The organism is uncultured Campylobacter sp. (assembly GCF_938045775.1).
Classification (GTDB): Bacteria; Campylobacterota; Campylobacteria; order Campylobacterales; family Campylobacteraceae; genus Campylobacter_B.
Genome location: NZ_CALIBH010000198.1, coordinates 1 through 2,257, shown reverse-complemented (window position 1 = coordinate 2,257; position 2,257 = coordinate 1). Strand labels below are relative to the sequence as shown.

The following is a 2,257-nucleotide window of genomic DNA, read 5'->3' as shown; positions in this document are numbered from 1 at the left end:
AAACTTATCTCGCGGCGCGTCTATACCTCTACCTCATCGTAACCCGGGCTCTCGCAAAGCTCGCGTACCAGCTCCCTGCCTACGACGCCCGTAGCGCCCAGCACCAAGGCGGATTTCCCCATTTTCACTCCTTGAATTTCTTTAAATTTTACCGCGTTGTGTGGTTAAATTTTACTTTTACCGTGCCAAAAATTTCGTCTAGTTTGCAAATAGGGCCCGAAAATTGCGCGCTTGAGCTCGCATCGCAAGTAAAATCCATAGCTCACGCGTTAAATTTCAAAGCCACGTTCGGCGCGAAATGTACATCAAATCAGCTTAAATTTTATAAGACTATACGCAGTCTAGAAGCTGCCATTTCATCGCGACGCGCTAAAAGCGTAAAAATTAGCGTTCTCCCGCGTAGTTAAATCGCGCAGCTTGCAGGCTAAACTCGAAGCTGTTTCGATCCACCGCGCCCACGCAAGCATCGCTATCATAAAGCGCGAGCAGAAATTCCGCCATCTCCTCGCTTGAGTGATAGCGTTTAAAGGCCGCGTCGTAGTCGTAGCCCGCGTCATCCGTCGCCATGGGACCGAACTCCGTCCTAGCCGCGGCGGGCGCTAGAACTTTAGCCTACATTTTGGCCTCTTTATCCTGCGCCAGCTCTCGGTGCAAGCCCTCCGTAAAGGCACTTACGAAAAACTTGCTCGCGCAGTAGGTAACGACGTTTGGTACGATGCTGTAGCCGCCCACGGAGGAGATGTTTATAAGCTGAGTTTGTTTGCGTTTGTAATCTCGCGTAAATAAGCTCGAAAGTATCGCGAGCGCGGTTACGTTTAGGTCTATCATTCTTACCGTTTTTTGTAAATCCTGCTCTCCCACTAAGCCAAAATCCCCAAAGCCGGCGCTATTAATTAGCGCCTTTAGCTCGTAGCTTTTTAGCTCGTCCCAAAGCGCTAGGACATTCTCGCTATTCGCAAGGTCGCAAATTTTAATCACGACGTCTGATTTGGGCGCGATCTGCGCGATCTCGTCCTTTAAGCTTTGCAGCAACTCCGCTCTGCGCGCGATTAGGATCAAATTTTCTCCGCGCCTTGCAAATGCCTTTGCCGCGGCCGCTCCGATACCAGAACTCGCGCCGGTGATGACGATATATTTTTTCATTTTCCATCCTTTTTTAGATTCTTTAGTTTGAAATTTTACCGAAGCTCGCCGCGTATTCACGCGCGCGCTCGTTTTAAATTTACAAATTTGCCGGCATTTTGCGAGGCACTTACTCGCCGCTTATGGGCGTGCGCTTGGTATCTACCGCTTTGCCGTCCAGATAATACCGACCGCCGGCGACGTAGTGGAGCATTTTTAGCTCGTCAGGGATCTTTTCAAACAACCAGTGCCCACCGTCAAATATCCGCTCGTCCGCATACGCCGCGACGACCTCGCCGATGAAAAGATCGTAGCTCTGCTCGTTATGAGGCTCGGGGATGCGCTTGCAAACGAGCCATGCGGCGCAGCCCGCGATCAGCGGTACGCGGGAGTCATCTTGATAAAAAATTTCCACGTTTTTCATCTTGTCCGCGTTATCAAAGCGCGAGTTGTTTTCGGCGCCCAGCTCGCTAACCAGCTCCGCCTGCGCGGCCGTGGGGATCTTCACGGCGAAATACCCACTCTTTTCGATGAGCGTCCTCGTGTATGAACCGTTGTGCGGCACAATAGTAACCTTGTCGTAGTCAAGCGCCTGCGCCAACGTTATCGCCATAGCATTGACGTCGCCATCGTATTTGGCCGATACGAGCGTGGTCGCGCCCGGGATTTAGGACGCGATATGATTTTTGTAGATCTACTTTTATGATCGCCATTTTTTGCTCCTTTGATTAAATTTTATCGGCGGCAGATGCCGCAAATAACCGAATGCCTGGTATTAGCTTACCCTAAATTTAAGCCTTAGGCTCTACTAGATCGGCTAAACCTTGGCGCGCTTGGATTAAATTTCTCCGCGGCGCGCGAAATTTAGCGGGCTTAAAATTTCACCCGCTATTTTCTGCGGATCTTATAGCTATTGCCGCTTTTTAGCAGCGAAATTTTGCCGTCCTTCGAGACATAACCGCTTCTCTTCGCGCGCAATATCACGCTCTCAGGAAGGCTCGACCAAAAAATTTCAACCCTGCTTTTATCCGCGGAAAATATCCCGTAGATCGCAAGCGCGGCGTTATCCGGATCGTCTAGCCTCACGTCCGCGACGTCAAAAACCTGCACGCAGCCATTCTTGATCTTTGAAAAG

The 2,257-nt window shown here is 50.5% G+C and carries 3 protein-coding genes and 1 pseudogene; all 4 read right to left on the bottom strand.

Features of this window, described 5'->3' with window-relative positions; translation table 11 throughout:
- Nucleotides 1-384 precede the first annotated feature (384 nt).
- Nucleotides 385-567, bottom strand: a complete 183-nt coding sequence (locus tag Q0238_RS07790; protein WP_297944734.1) for a hypothetical protein — start codon at nt 565-567, stop codon at nt 385-387.
- 45 nt (nt 568-612) lie between these two features.
- Nucleotides 613-1,143 (bottom strand): SDR family NAD(P)-dependent oxidoreductase, encoded by a 531-nt coding sequence (locus tag Q0238_RS07785; RefSeq protein ID WP_297944731.1) that lies wholly within the window; start codon nt 1,141-1,143, stop codon nt 613-615.
- Between the two features lie 109 nt (nt 1,144-1,252).
- A complete protein-coding gene (locus tag Q0238_RS07780; protein ID WP_297944728.1) occupies nt 1,253-1,735 on the bottom strand; it encodes a flavin reductase family protein in 483 nt (160 codons plus the stop codon).
- Between the two features lie 275 nt (nt 1,736-2,010).
- Nucleotides 2,011-2,257, bottom strand: a pseudogene (locus Q0238_RS07775) (hypothetical protein); the annotation flags it as partial.

What these genes read in the sequence shown, in the direction of transcription:
- Q0238_RS07780 (WP_297944728.1), bottom strand. Translation starts at nt 1,735, where the DNA reads ATGGCGATAACGTTGGCGCAGGCGCTTGACTACGACAAGGTTACTATT.
- Q0238_RS07790 (WP_297944734.1), bottom strand. Translation starts at nt 567, where the DNA reads ATGGCGACGGATGACGCGGGCTACGACTACGACGCGGCCTTTAAACGC.
- Q0238_RS07785 (WP_297944731.1), bottom strand. Translation starts at nt 1,143, where the DNA reads ATGAAAAAATATATCGTCATCACCGGCGCGAGTTCTGGTATCGGAGCG.